Raw genomic sequence first — 22,863 nt, 5'->3', positions numbered from 1 at the left:
CCAGGATCGCGCCGTCCATCTGGGCGGCACCGGTGATCATGTTCTTCACATAGTCGGCGTGGCCGGGGCAGTCGACGTGGGCATAGTGACGGTTGGCCGTCTCATACTCGACATGCGCCGTCGAGATCGTGATGCCGCGCGCCTTCTCTTCCGGCGCCGCGTCGATCTGGTCATAGCGCTTGTATTCGCCAAAATACTTCGTGATCGCCGCCGTCAGCGACGTCTTGCCATGATCGACGTGGCCGATCGTGCCAATGTTCACATGCGGCTTGGTGCGCTCGAATTTACCTTTTGCCATGTGATCTCTCCATTCCTGCCTGCCCGTGCGGGCCTTGAACTAAGGTCTCGTGCAACCCGCTCGAGTTACGCGTATTTCTTCTGAACTTCCTGGGCGACCGCGGTCGGAACCGGCTCGTAGTGGTCGAACTGCATCGTGTACTGGGCGCGGCCCTGCGACATCGAACGCAGATTGTCGACGTACTTGAACATGTTCGCCAGCGGCACCATCGCGTTGATGACAACGGCAACGCCGCGCGCTTCCTGGCCCTGGATCTGACCACGACGGCCATTCAGGTCGCCGATGACGCCGCCGACATAATCTTCCGGCGTCACAACTTCGACCTTCATGATCGGCTCCAAGAGCTGCACGCCGAGGCGCGGAGCGGCTTCCTTGAAGCAGGCGCGGGAGGCGATTTCGAACGCCAGCACCGAGGAGTCGACGTCGTGGAAGGCGCCGTCGATCAGGGTCGCCTTGACGCCGATCATCGGGAAGCCTGCGAACGGGCCGGAACCCATGACGCTCTGGATGCCCTTCTCGACGCCCGGGATGTATTCCTTCGGAACCGCGCCGCCGACGATCTTGGACTCGAACACGAACTCTTCGCTCTCGGTGTTCGGCTCGAACAGGATCTTGACGCGGGCGAACTGGCCGGTACCGCCGGTCTGCTTCTTGTGCGTGTAGTCCTGCTCGTGCGTGCGGGTGATCGTCTCGCGATAAGCCACCTGCGGCGCGCCGACATTGGCTTCCACCTTGAACTCGCGACGCATGCGATCGACGATGATGTCGAGATGCAGCTCGCCCATGCCGGCGATGATGGTCTGGCCCGATTCCTCGTCGGTCTTGACGCGGAAGGACGGATCCTCTGCCGCCAGGCGATGCAGCGCGAGGCCCATCTTTTCCTGGTCGTTCTTGGTCTTCGGCTCGATAGCGATCTGGATGACCGGATCGGGGAATTCCATGCGCTCGAGGATGACCGGGTGCAGCGGATCGCAGAGCGTGTCGCCGGTGGTCGTGTCCTTGAGGCCGGCCAGCGCAACGATGTCGCCGGCATAGGCTTCCTCGATGTCGGCGCGCGAGTTCGCATGCATCTGCAGCATGCGGCCGATGCGCTCCTTCTTGCCCTTCACCGTGTTGTCGAGCGAGGTGCCCTTGGTGAGCTTGCCCGAATAGATGCGGGCGAAGGTCAGCGAGCCGACGAACGGGTCGTTCATGATCTTGAACGCCAGCATCGACAGCGGCTCGTTGTCGTCGGCATGACGCTCGATCTCGGCGTCGGTCTTGGCGTCGACGCCCTTGATGGCCGGCACGTCGATCGGCGACGGCAGGTATTCGACGACCGCGTCGAGCAGCGGCTGCACGCCCTTGTTCTTGAAGGCCGAGCCGCAGAACATCGGGAAGAACTTGACCGCGATGGTGCCCTTGCGGATCAGCGCGCGGATCTCGTCGTTCGACGGCATGTTGCCTTCGAGGTAGTTCTCGAGCGCGGTCTCGTCCATCTCGACCGCGGCTTCGATCATCTTCTCGCGGTACTGGGCGGCCTTCTCCTTGAGGTCGGCCGGGATCTCGACGACGTCCCAGGCGGCGCCCAGGGTCTCATCGCGCCAAACGAGGGCGTTCATCTCGACCAGATCGACGACGCCCTTGAACTCGGTCTCGGCGCCGATCGGCAGCTGCATGACGACGGCCTGAGCACCGAGGCGCGAACCGATCATTTCCACCGAGCGGTAGAAGTCGGCACCGATCTTGTCCATCTTGTTGCAGAAGATCATGCGCGGCACGTGGTACTTGTCGGCCTGGCGCCACACGGTCTCGGTCTGCGGCTCCACGCCGGCGTTGGCATCGAGCAGCGCAATGGCGCCGTCGAGCACGCGCAGCGAACGCTCGACTTCGATGGTGAAGTCGACGTGTCCGGGAGTGTCGATGATGTTGAAGCGGCGCATCTTGCCGTCACGACCCTTCCAGAAGGTCGTGGTCGCGGCCGACGTGATGGTGATGCCGCGTTCCTGCTCCTGCTCCATCCAGTCCATGGTGGCAGCGCCGTCATGGACTTCGCCGATCTTGTGCGACTTGCCCGTGTAGTACAGGACGCGCTCGGTCGTCGTCGTCTTGCCGGCGTCGATATGCGCCATGATACCGAAATTGCGGTAGTCTTCGATCTTGTATTCGCGGGCCATAGGAGGTGCCTCTCAGTCTCTTTCGCGTTACCAGCGGTAATGCGCGAAGGCGCGGTTGGCTTCCGCCATCTTGTGGGTGTCTTCACGCTTCTTGACAGCCGTGCCGCGGTTGTTGGCCGCGTCCATCAGCTCGCCCGAGAGGCGGTCGACCATGGTGGTCTCGTTGCGGTTGCGGGCCGCGGCGATCAGCCAGCGGATGGCCAGCGCCTGACGGCGCTCGGGGCGCACATCGACCGGAACCTGGTAGGTAGCGCCGCCGACGCGACGCGAGCGCACTTCCACATGCGGCGCGACATTGTCGAGCGCCTGGTGGAAGACGGTGACCGGCTCCTGCTTGGTCTTGGCCTGGACCTGGTCCAGCGCGCCATAGACGATGGTCTCGGCAACCGACTTCTTGCCGTCATACATGACGGCGTTCATGAACTTGGTGACGATCAGATCACCGAACTTGGGATCCGGATTGATCTCACGCTTTTCTGCACTGTGACGACGGGACATGGGAAACCCTTACTTCGGACGCTTGGCGCCGTATTTCGAACGACGCTGCTTGCGGTTCTTCACACCCTGCGTGTCGAGCACGCCGCGGATGATGTGGTAGCGGACGCCCGGCAGATCCTTGACGCGACCGCCGCGGATCATGACCACCGAGTGTTCCTGAAGGTTGTGGCCTTCGCCGGGGATGTAGCCGATCACCTCAAAACCGTTGGTCAGGCGAATCTTGGCCACCTTGCGCAGCGCCGAATTCGGCTTCTTCGGCGTCGTGGTGTAGACGCGCGTGCAGACGCCCCGCTTCTGCGGGTTCTGCTGCATGGCCGGGACCTTGTTGCGCTTCACCGGCGCCAGGCGCGGCTTGCGGATCAGCTGGTTGACGGTAGGCATTAAACCCTCTTGTCTCTCAATTCCGTGTCTGCCCTGTCAGGGCCGCTCAAAGCGTCATTTCCATACGCGAATTCGGGCAACACACCGCGCCTCGCGGTCCTGCCCGAACAAATTGCAGAGGAAGCGGAAGCCGCTTCATGCGCGCCGGAAATGTCTTTTCGCTCGTAAAACGAACCCTGTTTGAGACAAACTCCAAAGCGTGTCGCCTCGGAAAGGCTGGTCTCACATCGGTTCTGACGTCGCGGCTTCTACTCGTAAGGCCATTGCCCGTCAACCCCGCAACGGCAAATATTGCGGTCAATTCGAGGCTTGGCAGCCATGCGCAAAACGCATGTAATTTTATTGCGCCTTTTTTCAAGAGCGAGGAAGAAAGTGACCGGCTTGCGGCTGTCTTCCCGATCTGCTTCGTGCCAAAAGGCGCCTTGAACCGGACTTTCCGCCGGAAAACGAGGAATCAGCCCGTGAACGACAATGAAGAACGGCCTGTCACCATCATCACCGGACGAGTCTGGCGCAAGAAAGGCGGCAAGCCGGAAGGCGTGCATGTGATGCTGGTGGCGCCCGACGATGATTCTGCCGTGCGCCGCGCGCTCGAATCGCTCGCCGCGGAAGGATTCGCGGAGGCCGAGCTCGACCAGATCGGCGACATGGAGGGCGAGCCCGACGAGGAGCCGCATCTGTCGGCCTATCAGGGCGCGCTGGAAGGCGAGGTCTCAATCGTCACCTTTGACGAGCCGTTCTGATCTCGCTGCCGGGCGCGACGTCCCTTCCCGCTCTGTCCCCCAACGCTTCTCTATTAGACAGCCATTCTTTTCTTCCGGAGTTCCCATGACCAGCAACCCCATCAAGCTCGGCATCGTCGGCGTGGGCAAGATCGTGCGCGACCAGCATCTGCCCGCGGTCGCCAAGGACGGCGATTACCTGCTTGCCGCCGCGGCCAGCCGCCACGGCAAGGTTGACGGCATTGCGAACTACCCGACGATCGAAGCGATGCTTGCGGCCGAGCCCGGCCTCGACGCGGTCTCGCTCTGCATGCCGCCGCAGTTCCGCTACGACGCCGCCCGCACCGCTCTGGAAGCCAAGAAGCATGTGTTCCTCGAGAAGCCGCCGGGCGCGACGGTGAGCGAGGTCGAGCATCTCCGGGCGCTGGCCGACAAGAACGGCGTCTCGCTCTTCGCCAGCTGGCATTCGCGCTATGCGCCGGCGGTCGAGGCCGCGCGGAGTTTCCTGGCTTCGGCCAAGCTCACTTCCGCTGCCATCAACTGGAAGGAAGACGTGCGCCGCTGGCATCCGAACCAGGAATGGATCTGGGAGCCTGGCGGTTTTGGTGTCTTCGATCCGGGCATCAACGCGCTATCGATCGCCACCCACATGCTGCCGCCGATGTTCATCACCTCCGCCGTGCTCGACTTTCCGGAGAACCGCGCGGCTCCGGTCGCGGCGCATGTCGCCTTCCGCACCTCGAATGGCCTGCCGGTGACGATGGAGCTCGACTGGCTGCAGACCGGCCCGCAGAGCTGGGACATTCTGGCTGAAACCGACAAGGGCAAGATGGTGCTGTCCGGCGGCGGCGCCAAGCTCGCCCTCGACGGAAAGGTCATCCATGACGAGCCGGAAGCCGAATACCCGATGCTCTACAAACGTTTCGCCGAGATCGTTCGCGCCGGGATTTCCGATGTCGACCTCGCGCCGCTGCAGCACGTTGCCGACGCCTTCATGCTGGGCAAGCGCAATGTGGTCGAGGCGTTCTTCGACTGAGTGTGCACGCGAGGGATCGCAGACCTGCTGGAATGCACGCTCGCGCCACGTCGACCCCCACTCCGTCTCGGCTTCGCCGAGCCACCTCTCCCCCGATCGACGGGGTAGAGGAAAGGGCCAAGCTTTTTGCCCTCAACGCTCGTCCAGCAAGGCTCCCTTCCTTTCCCTCCGGAGGGGGAAAGGTGGCGCTGCGAAGCAGCGACGGATTGGGGGAAGCCGGTCGTCAAACGAAAAGCCGATGACAAGTGAGCATGACCGAGTTGACCTGATATCATCATCATTCACGATGTGCCGTCACTCGACGATCGCAATGGCAAATCCGTCATAACCCTTGGCGCCAACCGTCTGGATGGCGGTGCCGTCCAGCCGCTTCTCGCCGCCGATGAACGAAAACGCGGCGCGGGCGCCTTCGACATTGACGTCGCCGCTGTTCTTTTTCACGACCGCGCCGTCGCGGATGACGTTGTCGCAGACGATGACCGTGCCCGGGCGCGACAGCTTCATCGCCCAGTCGAGATAGTTCGGATTGTTGGGCTTATCGGCGTCGATGAAGATCAGGTCGAACGGGTCAGCGTTTTCGCTGACCAGCGCGGCGAGCGACTGAAGCGCGGGACCGATCCGTAGGTCGACCTTGCCGGAAACCCCTGCCCGCTCGAAATTCGAACGCGCGACCTTGGCGTGGTGCGGTTCGAGCTCCAGCGTCACCACCTTGCCGTCGGCCGGCAGTCCCCTTGCCATCCAGATGGTCGAGTAGCCGCCGAGCGTGCCGACCTCCAGCACCTTTTTCGCGCCGCGGATGCGCACCAGCAGCGACAGCAATTTACCTTGCGCGGCCGAGACGTCGATCGCCGGCAGGCCCTGGTCGCGGTTGGCCTTAAGCACCGCGTCCAGCACGGGATCCGCTTGGAAAAGCGAGGAAACGATATAGTCGTCGACTGCCGTCCAGGTCTTGCTGCTCATAGCTCTTCCTCGTTCGTGAAGTCCTCGTTCGAAGCCAAAATGCAAGAAGGGGCCGCGTAGGCCCCTTCTCTACGTTTTTCATATCACGCCGCTTACTGCGCGGCGTTGACCATGTCGGTCAGCATCGGGTCGGCGACCTCGACACCGGAGGCCTTGCGGCGCTCGTCGATGATAAGCTCGTCGCGCGAGGTGGCGATGCGCCGGATCTGGCTCATCGTGCCGCCGGTGCCGGCCGGGATCAGACGGCCGACGATGACGTTCTCCTTCAGGCCCTGCAGCATGTCGGTCTTGCCGGCAACCGCTGCCTCGGTGAGCACCCTGGTCGTCTCCTGGAAGGAAGCGGCCGAGATGAAGGACGGCGTCTGCAGCGAGGCCTTGGTGATGCCGAGCAGCACCGGCTGACCTTCGGCCGGCTTCTTGCCGTCCTCGATCAGGCGCTCGTTGACCTCTTCCAGCTCGATCACGTCGACGTGGTCGCCCGGGATGTAGGTCGAGTCTCCCTGCGCGGTGATCTCGACCTTCTGCAGCATCTGGCGAACGATCACCTCGATGTGCTTGTCGTTGATCGACACGCCCTGCAGTCGGTAGACCTCCTGGATTTCGTTGACGAGGTAGGAGGCAAGCGCCTCCACGCCCTTGATCGCCAGGATGTCGTGCGGCGCCGGATTGCCGTCGAGGATATAGTCGCCCTTCTCGATGACGTCGCCGTCCTGGAGATGGAACGGCTTGCCCTTCGGGATCAGGTACTCCACCGGCTCCAGCGTCGAGTCATGCGGCTCGATGATGATGCGGCGCTTGTTCTTGTAGTCGCGGCCGAAGCGGATCGTGCCATCGATCTCAGCGATGATGGCGTGGTCCTTCGGACGGCGAGCCTCGAACAGTTCGGCCACGCGCGGCAGACCACCGGTAATGTCCTTGGTCTTGGCGCTTTCCATCGGGATACGCGCCAGCACGTCGCCGGGCTTCACATGGGCGCCCGGCTCGACCGACAGGATGGCCTCGACCGAGAGCAGGAAGCGTGCATCGCCGCCCTTCGACAGCTTGCCGACCTTGCCCTTGGCGTCCTGGATGACGATCGCCGGCTTCAGGTCGCTGCCGCGCGGCGTCGAACGCCAGTCGATGACCTCACGCTTGGTGATGCCGGTCGACTCGTCGGCCGTTTCCTGAACGGAGATGCCGTCGACCAGGTCCTCGAACGCCACCCTGCCCTCGATTTCGGTGAGGATCGGGCGGGTATAGGGATCCCACTCGGCGATGCGCTGGCCGCGCTTCACCTTGTCGCCATCGTCCACGAAGATGCGCGAACCATAGGCGACGCGGTGCGTGGCGCGCTCCTTGCCGGTCTCATCGAGGATGAGCACCGCCATGTTGCGGCCCATGACCATCTGCTGGCCTTCCGAGTTGCGCACCACGTTGCGGTTGCGGATCTGCACCTTGCCCTCATAGGAGGCTTCAAGGAACGAACTATCCACCACCTGCGCCGTGCCGCCCATGTGGAAGGTACGCATGGTGAGCTGGGTGCCCGGCTCGCCGATCGACTGCGCCGCGATGACGCCGACGGCCTCGCCCTGGTTGACGGGGGTACCGCGGGCCAGGTCGCGACCGTAGCAGACGGCGCACACGCCGGTCCTGACCTCGCAGGTCAGCGCCGAACGGATGCGGACCGACTGCACGCCGGCCTTTTCGATCTGCTCGACATCGCGCTCGTCCATCAGCTTGCCGGCCTTGACCAGCAGGTCGCCGGTGACCGGATGGTTGATGTCGTCGAGCGCGGTACGGCCCAGCACGCGCTGGCCGACCGAAGCGACGATCTGACCGGCATCGACGATCGGCTGCATGGTGAGGCCCTTGTCGGTGCCGCAATCCACGGAGTTGACGATGCAGTCCTGCGCCACGTCGACGAGACGGCGGGTGAGGTAGCCCGAGTTCGCCGTCTTCAAGGCGGTGTCGGCCAGACCCTTGCGGGCGCCGTGGGTCGAGTTGAAGTACTCGAGCACGGTGAGGCCTTCCTTGAAGTTCGAGATGATCGGCGTCTCGATGATTTCGCCCGAGGGCTTCGCCATCAGGCCGCGCATGCCGGCGAGCTGACGCATCTGGGTGGGCGAACCGCGCGCACCCGAATGCGACATCATGTAGATCGAGTTCATCGGCTTCTGACGGCCGTTGTCCTCGAACTCCACCGCCTTGATGCGGGCCATCATCTCGTCGGCGACCTTTTCCGAGCACTTGGCCCAGGCGTCGACGACCTTGTTGTACTTCTCGCCCTGCGTGATCAGGCCGTCATTGTACTGCTGCTCGTATTCCTTGGCCAAAGCCTCGGTCTCGGAGACCAGCTTCAGCTTGGTATCCGGGATCAGCATGTCGTCCTTGCCGAACGAAATGCCGGCACGGCAGGCATGGGCGAAGCCCAGCGCCATGATGCGGTCGCAGAAGATGACCGTCTCTTTCTGACCGCAGTGGCGGTAGACGGTGTCGATCATCTTGGAGATGTTCTTCTTGGTCATCTCCTGGTTGGCGGTCTCATACGGCACGTTGACGTTCTTCGGCAGAAGCTCGCCGATGATCATGCGGCCGGGCGTGGTGTCGTAGATCTTCGACACGACGTTGCCTTCGGCGTCGACCGTGCGGAAGCGGCCCTTGATCTTGGCGTGCAGCGTCACGGCCTTGGTCTCCAGCGCATGCTGGAGCTCGCCCATGTCGGCAAACACCATGCCTTCGCCCGGCTCGTTCTGGTTGACGATCGAGAGATAGTAGAGACCGAGAACCATGTCCTGCGACGGCACGATGATCGGCGCGCCGGAGGCCGGGTGCAGGATGTTGTTGGTCGACATCATCAGCACGCGGGCTTCGAGCTGCGCTTCCAAGGACAGCGGCACGTGGACCGCCATCTGGTCACCGTCGAAGTCCGCGTTGAAGGCGGTGCAGACCAGCGGATGCAGCTGGATCGCCTTGCCTTCGATCAGGGTCGGCTCGAACGCCTGGATGCCGAGGCGGTGCAGCGTCGGCGCGCGGTTCAGCAGCACCGGATGCTCGCGGATGACCTCGTCGAGGATATCCCAAACCTCCGGACGCTCCTTCTCGACCAGCTTCTTCGCCTGCTTGACCGTCGAGGAGAAACCCTTGGCGTCGAGGCGGGCGTAGATGAAGGGCTTGAACAGCTCGAGCGCCATCTTCTTCGGCAGACCGCACTGATGCAGCTTCAGCTCCGGGCCGGTCACGATGACCGAGCGGCCGGAATAGTCGACGCGCTTGCCGAGCAGGTTCTGGCGGAACCGGCCCTGCTTGCCCTTGAGCATGTCGGACAGCGACTTCAGCGGACGCTTGTTGGCGCCGGTGATGACGCGGCCGCGACGGCCGTTGTCGAACAGCGCGTCGACGGCTTCCTGCAGCATGCGCTTCTCGTTGCGCACGATGATGCCGGGGGCGCGCAGCTCGATCAGCCGCTTCAGGCGGTTGTTGCGGTTGATGACGCGGCGATAGAGATCGTTCAGATCCGACGTGGCGAAGCGGCCGCCGTCCAGCGGGACAAGCGGGCGCAGGTCCGGCGGGATCACCGGAACCACCTTCATGATCATCCACTCCGGACGGTTGCCGGATTCCATGAAGTTCTCGACGACCTTGAGCCGCTTCAGATACTTCTTCTGCTTCAGCTCGGAGGTGGTCGAAGCCAGCTCCGAACGCAGGTCGCCGGCGATCTTCTCCAGGTCCATGCCGGCCAGGAGGTCGTGGATGGCCTCGGCGCCGATCATGGCGGTGAAGGAATCCTCGCCATACTCGTCGACGGCGAGCATATACTCTTCCTCGCTGAGGAGCTGGTTCTCCTTCAGCGCGGTAAGGCCCGGCTCGGTGACGATGTAGTTCTCGAAGTAGAGCACGCGCTCGATGTCCTTGAGGGTCATGTCGAGCAGCGTGCCGATGCGCGAGGGCAGCGACTTCAGGAACCAGATATGGGCGACAGGCGCGGCGAGCTCGATATGGCCCATGCGCTCGCGGCGAACGCGCGACAGCGTGACTTCGACGCCGCACTTTTCGCAGATGACGCCCTTGTACTTCATGCGCTTGTACTTGCCGCACAGGCACTCGTAGTCCTTGATCGGACCAAAAATGCGCGCGCAGAACAGACCGTCACGCTCCGGCTTGAAGGTGCGGTAGTTGATGGTCTCCGGCTTCTTGATCTCGCCGAACGACCAGGACAGAATCTTCTCTGGGCTGGCAAGCGAGATCCGGATGGAATCGAACACCTGCGCAGGCGCCTGCGGGTTGAAGAGATTCATGACCTCTTGGTTCATGCCGTTCTCCTTTTCGGGGTCCTCGATAACCCCTTCAATCGATCGCGGACGAAATGTCCGCAGACTGGCCGGTTGCCCGACCGAAAATTTGAAGGGCGCGCCGCTTCCTTGAGCGGCGCGCCATAGGCTTTACTCGGCCGCGTCGGGCAGACGCGTCGGGGTCTCTTCGACCTGGGTGTTCTCCAGCTCCACGTTGAGGCCGAGCGAGCGCATTTCCTTGACGAGAACGTTGAAGCTCTCCGGAATGCCCGCCTCGAACGTGTCGTCGCCGCGCACGATCGCCTCGTAGACCTTGGTGCGGCCGGCGACGTCGTCCGACTTCACCGTCAGCATTTCCTGCAGCGTGTAGGCGGCGCCGTAGGCTTCGAGCGCCCAGACCTCCATTTCGCCGAAGCGCTGGCCGCCGAACTGCGCCTTGCCGCCCAGCGGCTGCTGGGTGACGAGCGAGTACGGACCGATCGAACGCGCGTGGATCTTGTCGTCCACCAGGTGGTGCAGCTTGAGCATATAGATATAGCCCATCGTCACCTTGCGATCGAACGGCTCGCCGGTGCGGCCGTCATAGAGCTGCGACTGACCGCTGGTGTGCAGGCCCGCCTGCTCCAGCATGGTGTTGATGTCGACCTCATGCGCGCCGTCGAACACCGGTGTCGCGATGGAGACGCCGCGGCGCATCTGCTCGCTCAGGCGAACGATGCTCTCGTCGTCATAGTCGCGGATCGGCTCGTTGCGGTCGTTGGCCGGCATGAAGCTTTCCAGCGTCTTGCGCAGCGGCTTGATGTCGCCGCCGCCCTTATACGCGTCGATCAGCTCGCCGATCTTCCTGCCCATGCCGGCGCAAGCCCAGCCCAGATGCGTTTCCAGGATCTGGCCGACATTCATGCGGCTCGGCACACCCAGCGGGTTGAGCACGATGTCGGCATGCGTGCCGTCCTCGAGGAAAGGCATGTCCTCGACCGGAACGATGCGCGACACGACACCCTTGTTGCCGTGACGGCCGGCCATCTTGTCGCCCGGCTGCATCTTGCGCTTCACCGCCACGAAGACCTTGACCATCTTCATGACGCCCGGAGGCATTTCGTCGCCGCGCTGCACCTTCTCGACCTTGTCCATGAAGCGCTGCTCGAGCGCCTTCTTGGACTCGTCGTACTGGCCGCGCAAAGCCTCGAGCTCGGCCTGGAGCTTCTCGTTCTCCACGGCGAACTGCCACCACTGCGAACGCGGATACTCGTCGAGCGTGTCCTTCGACAGCTTCGAGCCCTTCTTGAAGCCCTTCGGTCCGGCGATCGCCTCCTTGCCGACCAGCGTGTCGGAAAGACGCGCGTAGACGTTGCGGTCGAGGATCGCCTGTTCGTCGTCGCGGTCCTTGGCAAGACGCTCGATCTCCTCGCGCTCGATCGCCATCGCGCGTTCGTCCTTCTCCACGCCGTGGCGGTTGAAGACGCGCACTTCGACGACCGTGCCGAAGGTGCCCGGAGGCATGCGCATGGAGGTGTCGCGAACGTCCGAGGCCTTCTCGCCGAAGATGGCGCGCAGAAGCTTTTCTTCCGGCGTCATCGGGCTTTCGCCCTTCGGCGTGATCTTGCCGACCAGGATGTCACCCGGCTGCACTTCGGCGCCGATATAGACGATGCCGGCCTCGTCGAGGTTCTTCAGCGCCTCTTCCGAAACGTTCGGAATGTCGCGCGTGATCTCCTCCGGCCCGAGCTTGGTGTCGCGCGCCATGACCTCGAACTCCTCGATGTGGATCGAGGTGAAGACATCATCGGCCACGATGCGCTCGGAGAGCAGGATCGAGTCCTCGTAGTTGTAGCCGTTCCACGGCATGAACGCGACCAGCACGTTGCGGCCGAGCGCCAGATCGCCGAGCTCGGTCGACGGACCGTCGGCGATGATGTCGCCCTTGTTGACGCGGTCGCCCATGCGCACCAGCGGACGCTGGTTGATGCAGGTGTTCTGGTTCGAACGCTGGAACTTCATCAGCCGGTAGATGTCGACGCCCGACTTGCCGGGATCGAGATCTTCCGTGGCGCGGATGACGATACGCGTCGCGTCCACCTGGTCGACCACGCCGCCGCGACGGGCGCCGATGGCGGCGCCCGAGTCACGGGCAACGACCGGCTCCATGCCGGTGCCCACGAACGGCGCCTCGGCACGCACCAGCGGCACGGCCTGACGCTGCATGTTCGAGCCCATCAGCGCGCGGTTGGCGTCGTCGTTCTCGAGGAACGGGATGAGCGCTGCCGCGACCGATACCATCTGCTTCGGCGAGACGTCCATCAGGTCGACGTTCTCGCGCGGCGCCATCATCACTTCGCCGGCGTTACGGCAAATGACGAACTCGTCGACGAAGCTGCCGTTCTTGTCGAGCTCGGCGTTGGCCTGCGCGACATAGTGCTTGGCCTCTTCCATCGCCGACAGGTAGACAACCTCGTTGGTCAGCTTGCCGTTCACGATCTTGCGGTACGGGCTTTCGATGAAGCCGTACTTGTTGACGCGCGCGAAGGTGGCGAGCGAGTTGATCAGACCGATATTCGGGCCTTCCGGCGTCTCGATCGGGCAGATGCGGCCGTAATGCGTCGGGTGCACGTCGCGCACCTCGAAGCCGGCGCGCTCGCGGGTCAGACCGCCCGGTCCAAGCGCCGACAGGCGACGCTTGTGGGTGATCTCCGACAGCGGGTTGGTCTGGTCCATGAACTGCGACAGCTGCGAGGAGCCGAAGAACTCGCGCACGGCGGCGGCCGCCGGCTTGGCGTTGATCAGGTCCTGCGGCATGACCGTGTCGATCTCGATCGAGGACATGCGTTCCTTGATCGCGCGCTCCATGCGCAGCAGGCCGACGCGGTACTGGTTCTCCATGAGCTCGCCGACAGAGCGCACGCGGCGGTTGCCGAGATTGTCGATGTCGTCGATCTCGCCCTTGCCGTCGCGCAGCTCGACCAGCGTCTTGACCACGGCCAGGATGTCTTCCTTGCGCAGCACGCGCACGGTGTCCTCGGCCTTGAGCTCGAGGCGCATATTCATCTTGACGCGGCCGACGGCCGACAGGTCATAACGCTCGCTGTCGAAGAACAGCGAGTTGAACATGGCTTCGGCGGTCTCGAGCGTCGGCGGCTCGCCCGGGCGCATGACGCGGTAGATGTCGAACAGCGCGTCCTGGCGGCTTTCGTTCTTGTCGACAGCCAGCGTGTTACGGATGTAGGCGCCGACATTGACGTGGTCGATGTCCAGGATCTGGATCTCTTCCTCGCCGGTGCCGAGCAGAACCTTCAGCGTCTTGTCGTCGATCTCGTCGCCGGCCTCGAGGAAGATCTCGCCGGTGGCGTAATTGACGATGTCCTCGGCAAGGTAGTTGCCGAGCAGGTCCTCATCAGTCGCCTTGATGGCCTTGAGACCCTTCTCGCCGAGCTGGCGGGCCTGGCGGGCGGTGATCTTCTTGCCTGCCTCGACAACAACCTCACCGGTGTCGGCGTCGACAAGGTCGCCGACGGCCTTGAGGCCGCGGAACCGCTCGACATTGAACGGAATACGCCAGTGGTCGCCCGAGCGCTTGTAGGTGATCTTGTTGTAGAAGGTCGACAGGATCTCCTCGCCGTCCATGCCGAGCGCCATCAACAGCGACGTCACCGGAATCTTGCGGCGGCGGTCGATGCGGGCGTGCACGACGTCCTTGCTATCGAATTCGATGTCGAGCCACGAGCCGCGATAGGGGATGACGCGCGCGGCAAACAGAAGCTTGCCCGACGAGTGCGACTTGCCCTTGTCATGGTCGAAGAAGACGCCCGGCGAGCGGTGCATCTGCGAGACGATGACGCGCTCGGTGCCGTTGACGATGAAGGTGCCGTTCGACGTCATGAGCGGCATGTCGCCCATGTAGACGTCCTGCTCCTTGATGTCCTTGATCGACTTCGCGCCGGTATCCTCGTCGATATCGAACACGATGAGGCGCAGCGTCACCTTGAGTGGCGCGGCATAGGTCAGGTCGCGCTGACGGCACTCGTCAACGTCGAATTTCGGTGCCTCGAACTCGTACTTCACGAACTCCAGCATGGAGGAGCCGGAAAAGTCGGAGATCGGGAAGACCGACTTGAAAACGGCCTGCAGCCCTTCGTCCGGACGGCCGCCCTTGGGCTCGTCCACCATCAGGAACTGGTCATAGGATGCCTTCTGAACCTCGATCAGGTTCGGCATCTCCGCAACTTCCGGGATTTTTCCGAAGAACTTGCGTACGCGTCTGCGGCCATTGAAAGTCTGGGTCTGGGCCATCGTCGCTCCTTAGCTCTAAACTCGGGACGAACCTCGCCGCGGCTCGCCTTGCACCAACGGGCGGCCTCGGCGGCTGCCCCTATCTGTTTTCCGGCCCACACTGCCAATTTCTTGGGCCAATGGCTTGGCGGGTACCGGCTAAAACGGGAGAAAACCCGTTTCCGGAAGGCCGCTTTTCGGCCCTCAGGAAAGAGGTTTTCAAACGCCTCGCGCAACAAAGTCCTCCCTCAGTCCGAGGGAGGGGGCGGACGGCGCGAGACCGTCCGCCCTTGCCTGTTACTTCAGCTCGACCTTGGCGCCAGCTGCTTCCAGCTGGGCCTTGAACTTGTCGGCGTCGGCCTTGGAAACGCCTTCCTTGACCGGCTTCGGAGCCGCTTCGACCAGATCCTTGGCTTCCTTGAGGCCAAGGCCGGTGATGGCGCGGACTTCCTTGATGACGTTGATCTTCTGGGCGCCGGCGTCGGCGAGAACGACGTCGAATTCCGTCTTCTCTTCAGCCGGAGCAGCAGCGGCGGCAGCACCACCGGCAGCGGCGGCAACAGCCACCGGAGCGGCGGCCGAAACGCCCCACTTCTCTTCCAGGAGCTTCGACAGCTCAGCCGCCTCGAGGACGGTCAGGCTCGAAAGGTCGTCTACGATCTTCGCGAGATCAGCCATTTGCATATTCCTTCAATTGGTTCGAACGTGTGTTGTTGACAGCGAGGAACGGCCTCATGCCGCCTCGTCCTTCCGGGCGTAAGCGCCGATGACACGCGCGACCGAAGCCGCGGGCGCATTGACGATCTGGGCGATCCGGGTTGCCGGCGTGGCGATCATGCCAACCAGCTTGGCGCGCAGCTCGTCGAGCGACGGCATCGTGGCGAGTGCCTTGACACCATCGGCGTTGAGCGAGGTCGAGCCCATCGCGCCACCGAGAATGATCAGCTTGTCATTCCCCTTGGCGAAATCGGACGTGACCTTCGGCGCCGCAACCGGATCCTCCGAATAAGCGACCAGCGTCTGTCCCTTGAACAGATCGACGATCGATGCGGAGTCCGTGCCCTGAAGAGCGATCTTGGCGAGACGGTTCTTCGCGACTTTGACGGTGCCGCCGGCGGCGCGCATCTTCGACCGAAGGTCGTTCATTTGCGCCACGGTGATACCGGCGTAGTGGGCCACGACGACTGAACCCGCGTTCGAGAACGCTTCGTTCAGGCCCGTGACGAGTTCGCGCTTTTCCGCTCTGTCCACTGCCTATCTCCAGTTGACCCCTGCCTCATTCTCGAGGTCAGAAGTCGGGTTGCCTTTTGCCGGCCGGGCCATCCAAATCCTGGATCTCCCGAACGGCGCTCGAGGATCCTGCCCCCTTTTCGCCCACCGACGGCAAGCCGGCGATGTGCTGACAAAAGGCAAACACGGTTCGAACCTTTCATTGGAGCACTTGCTCCTTTGTCGGGTCTTCACCCGTCTCATGCAGGCCCAAGTGAATTAAGGCTTTGGGGCCGCCTGCAATCTCGGACAGGATATCCGGAAACCTTCCGGCTTCCGGGGTACCGGGCCGCCGACGGATCGGCGGTCCGGAATTCTTCAAGGGTCGACTCGGAGCCGACCCGACGACACTTACGACGCGGCGAGCGTCGCGATGTCGAGCTTGAGGCCAGGGCCCATCGTCGAGGTGACCGACACCTTCTTGACGTAGTTGCCCTTGGCGCCCGCGGGCTTGGCCTTGTTCACCGCATCGGCGAAAGCCCGCACATTCTCTTCCAGCGCCTTGACGTCGAACGAGACCTTGCCGACGCCGGCCTGGACGATGCCGGCCTTCTCGACGCGGAACTCGACGGCGCCGCCCTTCGAAGCCTTGACGGCCGCGGCGACATCGGTGGTCACGGTGCCGACCTTCGGGTTCGGCATCATGCCGCGCGGGCCGAGCACCTTACCGAGACGGCCGACCAGCGGCATCATGTCCGGCGTGGCGATGCAGCGATCGAAATCGATCGTGCCCTTCTGGACGATCTCGACCAGGTCCTCGGCGCCAACGATATCGGCGCCGGCGGCCTTGGCTTCCTCGGCCTTGTCGCCACGGGCGAACACGGCGACGCGCACGGAGCGGCCGGTGCCGTTCGGCAGGTTGACCACGCCGCGGACCATCTGGTCGGCATGGCGCGGATCGACGCCGAGATTCATCGAGATCTCGACGGTCTCGTCGAATTTCACCTTGGACCGGTCCTTGAGCAGCTGCAGCGCCTCGGAGAGCGCATAAGCCTTGTTCGGATCGATGCCTTCGCGGCTCTTGGCAACTCGCTTTGCAATCTTTGCCATGATCTTAGCCCACCACTTCCAGGCCCATCGAGCGGGCGGAGCCCTCGACCATGCGCATGGCCGCCTCGACGTCGTTTGCGTTCAGGTCCTTCATCTTCTGCTCGGCGATCGCGCGCACCTTGTCGCGGCTGATCGTGCCGACCTTGGTCTTGCCCGGCTCCTTGGAGCCCGACTTCAGGTTGGCGGCCTTCTTCAGGAAGTAGCTCACCGGCGGCGTCTTCATGACGAAGGTGAACGACTTGTCCTGGTAGTAGGTGATGACGACCGGGATCGGCGATCCCTTCTCGAGCTCCTGGGTCTGCGCGTTGAACGCCTTGCAGAATTCCATGATATTGATGCCGCGCTGACCAAGCGCCGGGCCGATCGGGGGCGACGGCGTGGCCGAGCCCGCGGCAACCTGGAGCTTGAGCTGGCCTGCAACTTTCTTAGCCATCTCTATTCCTGCCTTTTCTCATGCCGGCCCAATAGCGGGACACCGGCGGTTGCAGTTCGGTGGTGCGGTTCCAGCGGCCGGCTATGCCGCCTTCGCCTCCCACCCGTTCATGCGGCGTTTTCACACCGCCCCGACGCCTTCCGGCACGGGTGTCCCGACGCCCTTCGGGCGCGGGCTTGCCGACGCCTTGCGGCGCGGCTAATCGGATCAGCCCTTTTCGACCTGTCCGAATTCCAGATCGACGGGCACGGCGCGCCCGAAGATCGAAACTTCCACCTTGAGGCGGGCACGCTCCTCGTCCACTTCCTGCACGACGCCGTTGAACGACGCGAACGGACCATCCGAAACGCGGATAGCCTCGCCGATCTCGAAAGTGACCGAAGGCTTCGGCCGCTCGACGCCTTCCTGGACCTGGTTCAGGATGCGCTGCGCCTCGGTCTCGGTGATCGGCACGGGCTTGGAGTCGCCCAGGAAGCCGGTCACCTTCGGCGTGTTCTTGACCAGCGAGAACACGGCGTCCGTCAGGTTGGCCTTCAGGAGCACATAGCCCGGGAAGAACTTGCGCTCTGCATCGACCTTGCGGCCACGGCGGATCTCGACGACCTTCTCGGTCGGCACCACGATCTGCTCGATCTCGCCGGCCAGGCCCTTCTGCTTGGCCTTGTTCTCGATGTCCTCGGCGACCTTCTTCTCGAAGTTCGAATAGGCGTGGACGATATACCACCGCGCAGTCATTTCACGACCTCTCCGTAAACCGCCGAATTAATGCCCGAGACCCAGGATCCACTCGATCGCATAGCCCATCAGAATGTCGGCTGCGAAGAAGAAGAGCATCGCGATCACCGCGAACACCAGGACCATCACGGTCGAGATCATGGTTTCGCGCCGCGAAGGCCATGTCACCTTGGCCGTCTCCGCGCGAACCTGCTGGAGAAAGGTGAAGGGATTAGTGGTTTTCGAAGCCATGTGCCGCCTGTTTTCAAGACCCGTTGGCCGGGCCTCCTGGATGATCCCGCTGGCCGGGACGTGCCGCCTAGGCTCCATGCCGCGCCGAATCAGCGCTCCATTTCACCCACGCAAATCAGACGCGTAAAGCCGGCTTCCCAGCTCCACGCGTCGCGTGTCTGTTCTGTCTACATAAAACCGATTCTTAATCCACGCAAGTGGCAAGGGTCCGCTTTATGTCCTAACGCCGCCTCGGAACCATCCAGTCGTCCCGTCCCGGCTATGCGGGGCTTATGCCCCAATTTCCGCTATATGGCAAGCCACCGGCCGATTTTCAACCGCGGAGGCCTTCGATATGCCTTTTGGAAAGTGGCACGGGCAGCAGGGCTCGAACCTACGACCTGCGGTTTTGGAGACCGCCGCTCTACCAACTGAGCTATGCCCGTGCATGCGCTTGTTCGGCGCAGGCGCTTCCTAAAAGCTTCCGGGCCCTCTGTAAAGAGCACTGACCTGCCGTTTTCAAAGCTTTGCCGGATTTCTCGCATGCATTTTCGCCGGCGACGGATTGCGTTCCCGGAAAACGCGCCTGGGCCTACGAGTTTCCGGCCGGCGGCTTGTACGGTCCGCCCGGCACGCCCCAGCCCCAGGCCGGCATCGGCTCGGTTTCGGGGTCGCAAGTCTCACCCAGATTCGAGTTCATCTTCGCCAGCCGCGATCCCCATTCGACGTAGCCCATGAAGGCGGAGCGGAACTCGGGGTCGTCCGGCAGGCCGACTTCGTCGGCCGCGTCGGCCAGAAGATTGATCCAGCGCCGCCGCTGCTCCTCGGTCAGGTGCTTGCTGAGATGGTGCATCACCATCTCGCGGTGGCCGCCAAAATCCCGGCTGTAGGCCTTCGGGCCGCCGAAGACCTCGCCGATGAAGGCGGCGACGTGAGCCGGATGGTCCGGCGACATGGTCTTGAACACGGGTCCGACGATCGGATCCAGGGCCACTTTGTCGTAGAAGGTGCGTGTCAGCCTGTTGAGCGCCTCGCTGCCTCCGGCCCATTCGTATAAAGTCGGGATTTCCGCGCTCATCGCCGATCCTCCGTTCCTCCGTTCCGCAAATCGCGGCAGGAGGATAGCGGCGCCGCCCTACCCGCCTCAACCTGCCTCGATGGCCAGTGCGAGCTATCTCCTTGTCCACGCAATCCGGACGGAAAACCGCAAACACTTTTCCCGGAATTGCTCTAAAGTTTCGCTGGCGCCTCGGCCTCGGCGCTGGCGGCCGGCAGCACCCGGCAATTGTCCGGTTTCGGCGATGATGTGCAGATGGTCGCGCCGGTCAGCGCATCCACCGATTGCGGTCCGGTCGTGAGCCCGAATTCGCGCAGTTCGCCCTGGCTGAGTTCCCGGTGCTTGGAAAACTGCGCCGACTGCATGGCGGCGAAAAAGCCTGAGCCGATCGCCATCTCGTCGAGATACGCCCTAACCTTCTCTTCCATGCCCATGGAGTGCACTAAAAAATGCGCTTCGGCGCCGACGAGGCGCCTGATGCCGCCGGCGATCATCACCGCGCAGGCGGCGTCGCATTGGGCGCCTGCATCGATGGTGAGACCGCTGTAGAGGCCTTCGGTCGGTTCGCAATCCGCCTTGCCCGGATCGCAATCGAGAAAGTCCGTTCGGGCGACCGCGACATCCAACCCGCGCTCACGGATCAGGCGACCTGCGGCAAGCGCTGCCTGCACATCGCCACCTGGCGAGTTGACGACCATCGGCAACCTGCGCCCGCCGATCGTATCGAGCAGCTGGCGAAGCTTGGCGGCCGTGCCTGCGGCGATCGTGCCTTCCGCCGAAATCCATTCCGGACAATCGGGATTGCAAAGCGGGTTGCTGCCGCGAACGACAACGAAGCGCATCTCCTGTTCCTGGATCTGCGGCCCGGGTGCTGGCGCCGGAGCCGCGGGCAAAGGCGCGGCTTCGAGGTTCGCGACCTCGGCCGGCTTGCCGTTCGACGGCGCCTCGCGGCAATTCGCCGGCACGGGTTTGCGCCGGCACATGGTCTTTTCGGTCAACAGATCGAGCGAATCGAGGCTGGTGACGAGTTTCATCTGCAGCATGTCGTCGGGCTCGATCTGCCGGATATCGCTGGCGGGCGTCGCCTTCATCACATCCAGCATGCCCTGTTCGACGCCCATCTCCTTCAGATAGGCCGACAGCCGCTTCTCGACCGCCTTGCTCATCTCATAGGTCTTGTAGCTGCCGGCATTCTTGCGGCTGACGATCCTGGTGCTGATGATCTTCTTCTTGCCGTTCACGATCCGATAGGTCGTACGGTAGAGCAGTTGCTCACGCCGGAAGGTGGTGGTGATCTGGTGGACGCCGAGATAGGCCCATTCGCCGACGATGCGGCGGACGCCGCCGGCAAACATCAGCGGACAGGCCGAATTGCACATCGCGCCGCTGTCGTAAGCGACGCCGGAATAGGGCTGCTGCTTGGCGTCGTTGCCCCGGCAGTTCTTCATCCCTGGCGAGCAGCCGGAAAACTCCGTGATGCCGACCGCGATATCGAGCTTGTTCTTGCGGATCATGCGTCCAAGCTGGAGCGCGGCATCGACATTGCCGCCGGGAGAATTGACGACGATCGGCAGTTGCCGCCCGCCGAGCGTGTTCAGCAAGCGCCTGAACAGCGCCGGCGTGCCGGCCTCGATCGTACCTTCGGCGGAAATCCATTCCGGGCAATTCGGCTCGCAGCCCGGCGCACTGCTGCGCACCACGATGAAGCGCATCGTCGGACCGTAATCCGGCGGATCTTCCTTTGCCTCGGCCGCAAAGGCAGCCAGGCCCATGGCGACAGCCAGGGCCGAGCGAACCAACCCGCGACACCACGAACTATTTGCTGAACGGCGTTCCGCAACCACGCTGACCAAGCCCCTTGGGTGCAATCCATACTAGTTGCCGCAATGGTGCTTGCAACAGGTTTGAAAAGGGCCACAGAGCCGGTCCCGCAACAAAGGACGTCTCGACCGTCGTTATCAGGGCTTCATCTGCGTGTATGGGCGACCCACCACATCTCCGTGCCAAGCCGACCATGCTCCAGCTTGGCCAGGATTGCCGCAAACCTCGCCGATGCCGGGGCCATTCGTGTCGCTGCAGAACACCAAGCGGGTTCCAGGACTGCCTGACGGGGGTTCAGACCCGCTCGATGACGCCTTGGTTTGCGCGACGTTGGCCAACTGCTTTGCCTTGTCTGTTGGCGACGTCATTTCCCTGCAATTTTCAGGCGCCGGGTTGGCCTGACAGATGCCTGCCAGAGTCAGCAGCCCGGAATAGTCGCCGCTGGTGACGAGCTTCATCTGAAGCATGTTATGTAGCTCCAGCTGATGGATGGCGCTGGCCGGCGTGTTCTTCATCGTCAGAAGCACGCCCTTTTCGACGCCCATTTCGCTGAAATAGGCGGCGAGCCTTCTCTCGAGAGACTTGCTCATCTTGTAGACCTTGTAGCTGTCGCCCTGAATGATGTATTCGGTGGTAACCTGATATTTCCTGCCCCGTACGGTCTGATAAGTGGTTCGATACTGCCGCCTGGTAGGAAAGTAGGTCGTGGTGATCTGATGCACGCCAACATAGGCCTGCCCGCCAGCGAGGCGCCTGACGCCGCCGGCAAACATCAGCGGACAAGCGGAATTGCATATGGCGCCGCTGTCAGACGCAACACCGAAATAGGTGGCGCCCTCGCCCGGTTGGCAGAAATCCATGCCCGGCGGACAACCGGTGAATTTGGTCGTGCCGACGGCGATATCGAACTTGTTCTTGCGGATCATTCGGCCAAGCTGCAACGCCGCGTCGACGCTGCCCCCCGGGGAATTGACGATAATGGGCAGCTTTCGTCCGCCGAGCTTCTTCAGGAAGCGCTTGAACAACGCCGGCGTCTCGGTCTCGATCGAGCCTTCGGCGGATATCCATTCGGGGCAGATCGGCTCGCAACCCGGCGCATCGCTGCGCACAATGCCGAACTGCATCGGTGGGCCTAGGTTGACTTGCGTCTCTTCGGCGAAAGCCATCTTTGCCGCGACGAGCAGCGCAAGCAGGCAAATAAGCTGTAGCGACCACAGTGCTTGAGAGTCAAACCGCCCCGGAACCATTTGAAAACACCCCCAACACAACCGATAATAGTTGCTGCAACGGTGCTTGCAATAGCTCCGAAACAACCCCGCAAGACTTGTTCCGTACGATGCTAGCAAACGAAAAAGGGCGGCCCGAAGACCGCCCTTTCCTGTAGAACCGGCAAAAAGCCGGATCGATTATTCCTTGATGGTGACGACGATGCCTGCACCGACGGTGCGGCCGCCTTCACGGATGGCGAAGCGCAGCTTCTCTTCCATCGCGATCGGCACGATCAGCTCGACGTCGACGGTGATGTTGTCGCCGGGCATCACCATCTCGGTGCCGGCCGGCAGCGTCACGATGCCCGTCACGTCCGTCGTGCGGAAGTAGAACTGCGGACGGTAGTTGGTGAAGAACGGCGTGTGACGGCCGCCCTCGTCCTTGGTCAGGATGTAGGCTTCGGCCACGAACTTCTTGTGCGGCTTCACCGAACC

19 protein-coding genes and 1 tRNA gene are annotated in these 22,863 nt (G+C 62.9%); 2 read left to right on the top strand and 18 right to left on the bottom strand.

Features of this window, described 5'->3' with window-relative positions; all coding sequences use genetic code 11:
* The 4 genes from DPM35_RS31840 to rpsL form a co-directional block, all read right to left on the bottom strand.
* Positions 1-298 (bottom strand): GTP-binding protein (locus DPM35_RS31840; protein WP_181592138.1); only part of this gene is annotated, 298 nt, incomplete at its 3' end.
* 65 nt (positions 299-363) lie between these two features.
* Complete coding sequence (gene fusA / locus DPM35_RS31835) at positions 364-2,454, bottom strand: elongation factor G (RefSeq protein WP_112131444.1); 2,091 nt, start codon at positions 2,452-2,454, stop codon at positions 364-366.
* 27 nt (positions 2,455-2,481) lie between these two features.
* On the bottom strand, positions 2,482-2,952 hold the full coding sequence (gene rpsG, locus DPM35_RS31830; RefSeq protein ID WP_027170372.1) for a 30S ribosomal protein S7: 471 nt from the start codon (positions 2,950-2,952) through the stop codon (positions 2,482-2,484).
* A gap of 9 nt (positions 2,953-2,961) precedes the next feature.
* The gene (gene rpsL / locus DPM35_RS31825; RefSeq protein WP_006202128.1) at positions 2,962-3,333 is read right to left on the bottom strand and encodes a 30S ribosomal protein S12; all 372 of its coding nucleotides are present in this window, start codon (positions 3,331-3,333) and stop codon (positions 2,962-2,964) included.
* A 461-nt stretch (positions 3,334-3,794) separates the two neighbouring features.
* Here rpsL and DPM35_RS31815 point away from each other — a divergent pair, with 461 nt between their 5' ends.
* Entirely contained in the window at positions 3,795-4,076 is a 282-nt protein-coding gene (locus DPM35_RS31815; RefSeq protein ID WP_040983044.1) for a hypothetical protein, read from the top strand.
* 85 nt (positions 4,077-4,161) lie between these two features.
* Positions 4,162-5,091 carry a Gfo/Idh/MocA family protein gene (locus DPM35_RS31810; protein ID WP_112131442.1) on the top strand — a complete coding sequence of 310 codons (930 nt, stop codon included), beginning with the start codon at positions 4,162-4,164 and terminating at the stop codon, positions 5,089-5,091.
* Between the two features lie 294 nt (positions 5,092-5,385).
* On the opposite strand, the gene DPM35_RS31805 is transcribed toward DPM35_RS31810, so the two are convergent.
* The 14 genes from DPM35_RS31805 to DPM35_RS31740 all read right to left on the bottom strand — a co-directional run.
* Positions 5,386-6,051 carry an O-methyltransferase gene (locus tag DPM35_RS31805; RefSeq protein ID WP_112131441.1) on the bottom strand — a complete coding sequence of 222 codons (666 nt, stop codon included), beginning with the start codon at positions 6,049-6,051 and terminating at the stop codon, positions 5,386-5,388.
* Positions 6,052-6,143: 92 nt separating this feature from the next.
* Positions 6,144-10,340 (bottom strand): DNA-directed RNA polymerase subunit beta', encoded by a 4,197-nt coding sequence (gene rpoC / locus DPM35_RS31800; protein WP_112131440.1) that lies wholly within the window; start codon positions 10,338-10,340, stop codon positions 6,144-6,146.
* A gap of 129 nt (positions 10,341-10,469) precedes the next feature.
* A complete protein-coding gene (rpoB, locus tag DPM35_RS31795; protein WP_112131439.1) occupies positions 10,470-14,606 on the bottom strand; it encodes a DNA-directed RNA polymerase subunit beta in 4,137 nt (1,378 codons plus the stop codon).
* 276 nt (positions 14,607-14,882) lie between these two features.
* A complete protein-coding gene (gene rplL, locus DPM35_RS31790) occupies positions 14,883-15,263 on the bottom strand; it encodes a 50S ribosomal protein L7/L12 (RefSeq protein WP_042642152.1) in 381 nt (126 codons plus the stop codon).
* A gap of 54 nt (positions 15,264-15,317) precedes the next feature.
* Positions 15,318-15,836, bottom strand: a complete 519-nt coding sequence (gene rplJ, locus DPM35_RS31785; protein WP_112131438.1) for a 50S ribosomal protein L10 — start codon at positions 15,834-15,836, stop codon at positions 15,318-15,320.
* Positions 15,837-16,205: 369 nt separating this feature from the next.
* Positions 16,206-16,904, bottom strand: a complete 699-nt coding sequence (rplA, locus tag DPM35_RS31780; RefSeq protein ID WP_112131437.1) for a 50S ribosomal protein L1 — start codon at positions 16,902-16,904, stop codon at positions 16,206-16,208.
* Between the two features lie 4 nt (positions 16,905-16,908).
* Positions 16,909-17,337 (bottom strand): 50S ribosomal protein L11, encoded by a 429-nt coding sequence (gene rplK / locus DPM35_RS31775; protein WP_042642146.1) that lies wholly within the window; start codon positions 17,335-17,337, stop codon positions 16,909-16,911.
* A 207-nt stretch (positions 17,338-17,544) separates the two neighbouring features.
* Positions 17,545-18,072, bottom strand: coding sequence for a transcription termination/antitermination protein NusG (nusG, locus tag DPM35_RS31770; protein WP_095818149.1), 528 nt, complete (start codon positions 18,070-18,072; stop codon positions 17,545-17,547).
* Positions 18,073-18,099: 27 nt separating this feature from the next.
* Positions 18,100-18,303 carry a preprotein translocase subunit SecE gene (secE, locus tag DPM35_RS31765; RefSeq protein ID WP_027170383.1) on the bottom strand — a complete coding sequence of 68 codons (204 nt, stop codon included), beginning with the start codon at positions 18,301-18,303 and terminating at the stop codon, positions 18,100-18,102.
* Positions 18,304-18,652: 349 nt separating this feature from the next.
* A tRNA-Trp gene (locus DPM35_RS31760) sits at positions 18,653-18,728 on the bottom strand.
* 146 nt (positions 18,729-18,874) lie between these two features.
* Positions 18,875-19,360, bottom strand: a complete 486-nt coding sequence (locus DPM35_RS31755; protein WP_112131436.1) for a group II truncated hemoglobin — start codon at positions 19,358-19,360, stop codon at positions 18,875-18,877.
* Between the two features lie 152 nt (positions 19,361-19,512).
* Complete coding sequence (locus DPM35_RS31750; RefSeq protein ID WP_245431745.1) at positions 19,513-21,111, bottom strand: COG3904 family protein; 1,599 nt, start codon at positions 21,109-21,111, stop codon at positions 19,513-19,515.
* A 186-nt stretch (positions 21,112-21,297) separates the two neighbouring features.
* On the bottom strand, positions 21,298-22,326 hold the full coding sequence (locus tag DPM35_RS31745; RefSeq protein ID WP_146768023.1) for a COG3904 family protein: 1,029 nt from the start codon (positions 22,324-22,326) through the stop codon (positions 21,298-21,300).
* Positions 22,327-22,566: 240 nt separating this feature from the next.
* A partial coding sequence (locus DPM35_RS31740; protein WP_463151207.1) for an EF-Tu C-terminal domain-related protein occupies positions 22,567-22,863 on the bottom strand: 297 nt, incomplete at its 5' end.

Source organism: Mesorhizobium atlanticum (genome assembly GCF_003289965.1).
GTDB lineage: Bacteria > Pseudomonadota > Alphaproteobacteria > Rhizobiales > Rhizobiaceae > Mesorhizobium > Mesorhizobium atlanticum.
This window is presented reverse-complemented; position numbering and strand designations above follow the sequence as displayed.